General features: G+C 60.9%; 6 protein-coding genes, 1 tRNA gene and 2 pseudogenes. All 9 read right to left on the bottom strand.

Annotation, left to right across the window (positions count from 1 at the left end; all coding sequences use genetic code 11):
• Positions 1 to 292: pseudogene (locus tag DBR30_RS08125) on the bottom strand (L-seryl-tRNA(Sec) selenium transferase); the annotation flags it as partial.
• A gap of 314 nt (positions 293 to 606) precedes the next feature.
• Positions 607 to 698, bottom strand: a tRNA-Sec gene (locus DBR30_RS21205).
• 213 nt (positions 699 to 911) lie between these two features.
• The gene (gene hycI, locus DBR30_RS08120) at positions 912 to 1,403 is read right to left on the bottom strand and encodes a hydrogenase maturation peptidase HycI (RefSeq protein ID WP_005301892.1); all 492 of its coding nucleotides are present in this window, start codon (positions 1,401 to 1,403) and stop codon (positions 912 to 914) included.
• Complete coding sequence (locus tag DBR30_RS08115) at positions 1,403 to 1,816, bottom strand: formate hydrogenlyase maturation HycH family protein (RefSeq protein WP_108541744.1); 414 nt, start codon at positions 1,814 to 1,816, stop codon at positions 1,403 to 1,405. Before DBR30_RS08115 ends, hycI begins: the two co-directional genes overlap by 1 nt.
• Complete coding sequence (locus DBR30_RS08110) at positions 1,809 to 2,624, bottom strand: NADH-quinone oxidoreductase subunit B family protein (RefSeq protein ID WP_005301886.1); 816 nt, start codon at positions 2,622 to 2,624, stop codon at positions 1,809 to 1,811. Before DBR30_RS08110 ends, DBR30_RS08115 begins: the two co-directional genes overlap by 8 nt.
• Positions 2,624 to 3,181 carry a formate hydrogenlyase complex iron-sulfur subunit gene (locus tag DBR30_RS08105; protein WP_108541743.1) on the bottom strand — a complete coding sequence of 186 codons (558 nt, stop codon included), beginning with the start codon at positions 3,179 to 3,181 and terminating at the stop codon, positions 2,624 to 2,626. The genes DBR30_RS08110 and DBR30_RS08105 overlap by 1 nt, the downstream gene beginning before the upstream one ends.
• A 9-nt stretch (positions 3,182 to 3,190) precedes the next feature.
• Positions 3,191 to 4,909 carry a hydrogenase large subunit gene (locus DBR30_RS08100; protein WP_104014702.1) on the bottom strand — a complete coding sequence of 573 codons (1,719 nt, stop codon included), beginning with the start codon at positions 4,907 to 4,909 and terminating at the stop codon, positions 3,191 to 3,193.
• An 80-nt stretch (positions 4,910 to 4,989) separates the two neighbouring features.
• Complete coding sequence (locus tag DBR30_RS08095; RefSeq protein ID WP_108541742.1) at positions 4,990 to 5,943, bottom strand: respiratory chain complex I subunit 1 family protein; 954 nt, start codon at positions 5,941 to 5,943, stop codon at positions 4,990 to 4,992.
• Between the two features lies 1 nt (position 5,944).
• Positions 5,945 to 6,471 (bottom strand): annotated as a pseudogene (locus DBR30_RS21870) (hydrogenase 4 subunit B); the annotation flags it as partial.

The following is a 6,471-nucleotide window of genomic DNA, read 5'->3' as shown; positions in this document are numbered from 1 at the left end:
GTTTGGCAATCAGCGCCTCGATCTGCTCGGGGGCAACGCCATGCTGGCGAAAATCTTCGCTCTGGCGCAGCTCGCTCAGGGTGCCGCGCACCGCCTGGGTCACCAGCGGGCGGCTCAGCGCTTCGATAAACCCGGCGAGAAAGGGTTGCTGCAGCAGCTGCTCCACTTGCGGCAAACGGCGCGTTTGTTGCTGGCTGGGCTGTTGCTGTGAATCTGGCAGTGAATCGTCGGCAGCCGTACCTGATGCGGGCTGGCGGTGGGGGATGGCTGACGCGTGAGACGAGTTCGGCATGGGATTACCAGTGCAGTGCGTGGGTTCGGGATGCGCACCGGTTTGCCGATAGAGAGGCCGAGCTGACGGGTTATGGCACTGCTGGCGATTTGCGGATGAGTGCAAACTGGGTGCATCAATGAGCGGGTATAAATTAATGCTGTATCGATGCTGATAAATTAATTTTTGGCCAGCGAGATAACCTGAGTTCGGATTATATTGGCAAGCGGCAAGCACCTTTTTTAAGGTATTACTTCAAACATATTGAACAAACAATGGAAATAACATTCAGGCCGAAAAATTCAGCGGGAGAGTATTTGTTCAATAGATAAATTTGGCGGAAGAGGCAGGAATCGAACCTGCCAAAGCCTTCTCGGCTCACATCGGTTTTGAAGACCGAGGAGGCCACCAGACCCCATCAACTTCCATAACGGTCGCCATTTTGTGGCAAATTTCTGTGACTGGCAACGCTTTTTTTGTCATAAAAAAGCGAGAGTTAGCGATTTTTTGAAAAAATCAAAGAACCTTGTTTTATATCAAGTTCAGCACAATTAGCCCGATGTTTTTAATTTAACATCGGGCCTCGATCACATTGCCGTAACCGTTGGTCAATAACGGTCGTTAACAACTCGATAAATAATCACCGGTTGGCGTTGGCAATATTCCACTGATCCAGTTTATCTATTAACAGACTGGTGTCACTGGCGGCATCAAGATGCTGATAAAGATAATCCATCGCCTCGCTCACCATCTCGGTCATCGGGAAGGAGAACGCCACGATGGCCGGTTGTACCCCGACAAAGATCACCTCTGGGACAAAGGTCTTGAGCTCGTCGATCAGGAAATTGAGCGGCATATTGTGGGTCGAGAAGATAAACATCTCGGCGATGGTCTCGGGGGGGATCACCTGCAGGGTTCCCGCCTTCTCGCCGATCTCGGCGGCATCCACCAGCACCACCCGCTCCGGTTGCAGCTCCCGCACCTTGTAGACCACATTTTCCGGCGCGATGCCGCCGTCGATATGGATCCAGCCGGACAGGGGGGCGGCTTGCAGTTTGTCGGCAAGATAGGGGCCGGCACCGTCGTCCCCCATCATGGCATTGCCCACGGTCAACACGAGATTGCAGCCCATCAGCGGCTCCTTACCATCAGGTACATATGGGGGTCGTTAAAGAGGGCGGTGAGCTGCTCCATAAAGGTGTTGGTCCAGCCCAGCTCCTGCTCATCGAGTAGATTGTCGACTTTGCGCAGTCGGTCGAAGGCGCAGGCCAGCATATGGCAGTGCTCGCGATAGATGGTGATCTCGCCAAAGGTGAGAAATCCCTCCATCTTGCGGCGCGCTTCACTTCCCTCTGGCAGCTTGGCCACCCAGTCGCGATAACCGATCAGCGAGCAGACCAGGTCTGCTCGCAGGCAATCGACGATGCCGAGGTGATGGCCGATGGCGAGGCTGTAGTACATCACCTCCTTTGCCTCTTCCGGCACGTCGAACTGCTCGTCGACGAACTTGCGCGAGAGGCGATAGAAGAAAACCTCGTCAGCCATGCACCGCCTCTCCCTTGCCGGCCGCTCGGTTGAGGCAGGCGTTTGCGAGGTTGTTGACGATCTCCGCCAAGCGCGGATCGTCGTGCTGATCGAGGTAGCTTTGGATGCGCAGATCCACATCCTGCTGGGTCGCCCCTTCGAGCAGGGCCATAAACTCGTCGGCGATGATCCGCCCCTGACGATAACCGGCCATGCGGCGCGCTTCGCGTTCGATCATCACCCGGATTTCGTTGGGGATGCCGGTGTGGCGCAGTTCGACCCGCTCACCCGGTTGCACCTCGTGGCTGGTGGCTTTGAGTTTCTGCTCAAGCAGACCGAGCGCCACCGCAAAGCCGTAGATGGTGGCGGCAGGGGTAGGGGGGCAGCCGGGGATATAGACATCCACCGGCACGATCTTGTCGGTGCCGCCCCAGACGCAGTAGAGGTCGTGGAAGATGCCACCGTCACAGCCGCAGGCGCCGTAGGCGATGCAGATCTTGGGATCGGGCGCCGCCTCGTAGGCACGCAGGGCCGGCACCCGCATCGCCCGAGTCACCGCGCCGGTAAAGAGCAGGATGTCGGCGTGGCGGGGGGAGGCGACCACCTTGATGCCGAAACGCTCGGCATCGAACAGCGGGGTGATGGTGGCGAAGATCTCGATCTCGCAGGCGTTGCAGCCGCCGCAATCGACCCGGTAGACATAGGCCGAGCGGCGAATGTCCTTGAGCAGGGTCTTCTTGAGTTTGGTGATCTCGGGATCCTGTGCCAGCGGCACGGCGCGGGTATGGGCATGGCCGACAACCGGTTCTATGCCTTTGATCTTGCTCATCACATCCACTCCTTTTGTGCGGCCATCGGTGTGGCTATCGGTGTGATCAGGGCCGAGTCAGGCTGGCTCAGCATGCTCTGTTTTCGTTTGCAGTCTGGGCAGTGGTGCAGGCGCTCGGGATGCGCCAGCGGGGTGGCCGCTTGTACCAGGGTGTCCTCCACCAGTGCTACCAGTTTGCTCGGGGCAAAGTAGGTGCCGCACAGGGTGCAGGGGGCCAGCGCAAAGCGGGCCTCCTCATAGAGATCCGCCTTGTTGGTCACCGCCAGCTCGAATTCGGGGGAGAGGGCGATGGCGCGGGTCGGGCAGACCTCCTCGCAGCGGCCGCAGAAGATGCAGCGCGCCATGGAGCTCTCCCAGCGCCGTTCGCCGGTCTCCATGTCCACTTCCATCACCAGCGCGTTGGCCGGGCAGGCCTTGGTGCAGGCGGCGCAGGCGATGCACTGATCCGCCTGATATTTCGGTTTGCCGCGAAAATCCCGGTTCACCTCGTAAGGGGCGGAGGGGTACTTGGCGGTCGGGGTGCCAGCCTTGAGGATGGTCTTGAACAGCTTGATCATGATGACCCCTTATTTCAGCGGAGAGTTTTTGCGATCGATGCCGTAGCGCTCGATCTCCTTGTAGGAGACCACGGTGGATTTGCCCTTCTTGGGGTCGACCAGGGTGACCCGGTCGGTACAGGAGTAGCAGGGATCCAGACTGCCAATGATGAGCGGTGCATCCGCCACGGTATTGCCGCGCAGCATGTAGCGCAGGGCGGGCCAGTTGGCGTAGGTGGCGGCGCGGCAGCGCCAGCGGAACAGCTTCTGGTTGTCTCCCGTCATGCTCCAGTGGACGTTCTCGCCGCGGGGAGCCTCGGTAAAGCCCAGCGCAAACTTGCCCGGCTGGTAGGTGAAGCCTTCGGTCAAAAGCGGCCCTTCCGGCAGGTGTTCCAGGCCAAACTCAATCATGTCGAGGGAGTCGTAGAGCTCGTGGATGCGCACCAGAACCCGGGATTGCACGTCGCAACCCGCCTTGGTCTGGATCTCCATCGGCAGCTCGCGGTAGCCGGCAAAGTCGTGGACCCGACGCACGTCGCGCTTGAAGCCGCTCGCCCGCACCATGGGGCCGACGCAGCTGAAATCGCGGGCAATTTGCGGGTCGAGCTTGCCGATACCGATGAGGCGGGAGGAGATGTTGGCGGTATCCAGCAGCATGGCCACCAGGGGTTTGAGCTCATCACGGAGCTCGCGTACCAGCTGGGCACCCTTGATGCGATCTTCCTTGAAGATGTCGCGGCGTACCCCGCCAATCAGGTTGAGACCGTAGGTCTTGCGGGCACCGGTCAGCAGCTCGGCCAGGGTCATGGATTTCTCCCGCACCCGGAAGAACTGCATAAAGCCGGTGTCGAAACCGGTGAAGTGGCTCGACAGGCCGATGTTGAGGATATGGCTGTGCAGGCGCTCCACCTCCAGCAGCACGGCGCGGATCATCTTGGCCCGCTCCGGCACCGCAATGCCCATGGCGTTCTCCACCGAGGTGGTGTAGGCGACGCTGTGGGTAAAACCGCAGATGCCGCAGACCCGGTCGGTCAGAAACGCCACTTCGTTATAGCCCATGCGGGTTTCCGCCAGCTTCTCCATGCCGCGATGGACATAGAAGAGGCGGTAGTCGGCATCGATGATGTCTTCCCCATCGACGAACAGACGAAAGTGGCCCGGTTCATCCGAGGTGATGTGCAGAGGGCCGACCGGCACGATACGGTTGGCATCACTGCCGAGCTCGTTGACGAAGGGGTAGGTCTCGGTGTCAGTGGTGGGCATCGGGCGCTGGCGATAATCCATAGCATCCTTGCGCAGGGGGTGGATATCCTCCGGCCAGTCATCCGGCAGTACCAGACGACGTTCGTCCGGCAGACCGATGGCGCGCAGGCCGTACATGTCGCGGATCTCCCGCTCGCCCCACACCGCCGCCGGAATGGTCGGGGTGATGGAGGGGTACTCCTGGGTATCGGCATCCACCAGCACCTTGACGGTGATCCAGCATTTGGTGTCGCCCTCCATGGAGAAGACGTGGTAGACGGCGAAGTGGCCGTTGAGGCTGCGCTCGTCATTGGCAAAGGAGAGGGGAAGCCAGCCCCCCAGCTGATGGAAAATCAGGCTGGCCGTCTCGACCAGACTGGTGGGTTTGACGGTAATGGTGGCCTGATCGGCGGTTTGCCACTCCTCGTCGACAATGGCGTGGGGCAGTTGTGCTCGCACCTGCTGGATGTAGTCGCAGCCGATGCGATCCGAAATGGCGATGGTCATGCAGTTCTCACTTTAATGTTCGGGAATGAGCATTCACAAATGATGAAATCGGAAAAAGTTGCTGTGCTGGCGGGCATGGCTCAGACCCCGACCAGATAGGCGATCAGCGCCAGCAGGGCCAGCCCCAAGCCGTAGCGGGTGAGCTTGTGGGTGCGCACGAACTGGGTACGGGCCATGGCGTTTTCGATGATGCCAGCCAGTAAAAAGGCCACCAGCAGCTTGCAGGCGAGGATCAGCGCCGCGCCGATGAGCGCAGGCAGACTCCAGTTGGCCGCCTTGCCGAAGGGCAGGAAAATCACCAGAAAGAGCTGCACCACTACCAGCTGCTTGAGGCCGATGGAGAGCTTGAGCAGGGCCAGGCCCGCACCGGAATACTCGGTAAGCGGCCCCTCCTGCAGCTCCTGCTCGGCTTCGGCGCAGTCAAAGGGCAGCTTGCCCATCTCGACAAACACCGCGAAGGCGCAGGCGGCGCCGGCCAAGAGGGTGGCAACCGGCGCGGCCAGCGGCTGGGTCGCCACATAGCTGCTGATGTTGCCCAGATCCGAGCTGCCCACCATCATCGCCATGATGAAGCAGGCGAGCACCAGAATGGGCTCCACCAGAATGCCGAGGGTCAGCTCGCGGCGGGCACCAATACCTGCAAACATGCTGCCGCTGTCGAGCCCCGCCAGCGAAAAGAAGAAGCGGAAGATGGCGAACAGATAGATATCGGTGATGAGATCCCCGGCGATGGGGAAGGGAGACTCGTGAGTCAGGGTTGGCAGTGCCATCCCCACCAGCAGCAAGGCGGCGATGAGCAGCGCAGGCATCAGGTTGAAGATGATGCCGGCAGGCTCGGGAGTTACCTCCTGACGGCGCAGGAGCTTGGCGATATCCCGGTAATCCTGCAGCAGGCCCGGCCCCTGACGGGAGTGCATCTTGGCCCGCAGCACCCGGTTGAAACCGGTGGCGAGCGGCGCCAGCGCCAGCATGGCGATGGCCTGGGTCAGGGCGAGGGCAACCATGCCCCAGCTCGGCATTTCAAGAACAGGCATATCAGACTCCTACAGCCATCAGGATAAAGAGCGCCAGCACCACGCCGTGCAGCAGCCAGCCGGTCGTCCCGCTGGTATCGCTCACCCCGTGCAGGGCGCTGGCCAGATCGAGCTGCGGCTGCTTGCGATAGAGCGGCGCGCAGAGTTGGCGCAAGGTGTGGGTGACACCGCCAGAGGTGAGGCTCATGCGCTCCTCATAGGCGTAACCACAGGCCCACGGGGTGCCGGCGTGACGACGACCCAGCTTGGGCCCCTTGAAGATGGCCAGTACCAGCAGCGGGATGAGGAACAGACCCAGCAGGGTGATGGCGATAACGGGCGGGGAGAGGATCGCCTGGCTGCTATCGAGCGGCAGCAGGGTCGCGCCGGTGGCGACACTCATCTGGCTGGCAACCAGCGCCTGACCATAGCTGGCGATATGGGGGGCAATCCAGGGGGCGCCCAGACCCAGCACCAGACAGACCGCGGCCAGCAGCAGGGTGCCTGCCACCATGGCGCCCGGAACTTCGCGGGCGTGGCTCGCGTGTT

This window comes from Aeromonas sp. HMWF017, from assembly GCF_003061465.1.
Lineage (GTDB): Bacteria > Pseudomonadota > Gammaproteobacteria > Enterobacterales > Aeromonadaceae > Aeromonas > Aeromonas veronii.
The sequence above is the reverse complement of the archived record's forward strand: the minus strand, read 5'-3'. Positions and strand labels throughout refer to the sequence as shown.

What these genes read in the sequence shown, in the direction of transcription:
- hycI (WP_005301892.1), bottom strand. Translation starts at nt 1,403, where the DNA reads ATGGGCTGCAATCTCGTGTTGACCGTGGGCAATGCCATGATGGGGGAC.
- DBR30_RS08115 (WP_108541744.1), bottom strand. Translation starts at nt 1,816, where the DNA reads ATGGCTGACGAGGTTTTCTTCTATCGCCTCTCGCGCAAGTTCGTCGAC.
- DBR30_RS08110 (WP_005301886.1), bottom strand. Translation starts at nt 2,624, where the DNA reads ATGAGCAAGATCAAAGGCATAGAACCGGTTGTCGGCCATGCCCATACC.
- DBR30_RS08105 (WP_108541743.1), bottom strand. Translation starts at nt 3,181, where the DNA reads ATGATCAAGCTGTTCAAGACCATCCTCAAGGCTGGCACCCCGACCGCC.
- DBR30_RS08100 (WP_104014702.1), bottom strand. Translation starts at nt 4,909, where the DNA reads ATGACCATCGCCATTTCGGATCGCATCGGCTGCGACTACATCCAGCAG.
- DBR30_RS08095 (WP_108541742.1), bottom strand. Translation starts at nt 5,943, where the DNA reads ATGCCTGTTCTTGAAATGCCGAGCTGGGGCATGGTTGCCCTCGCCCTG.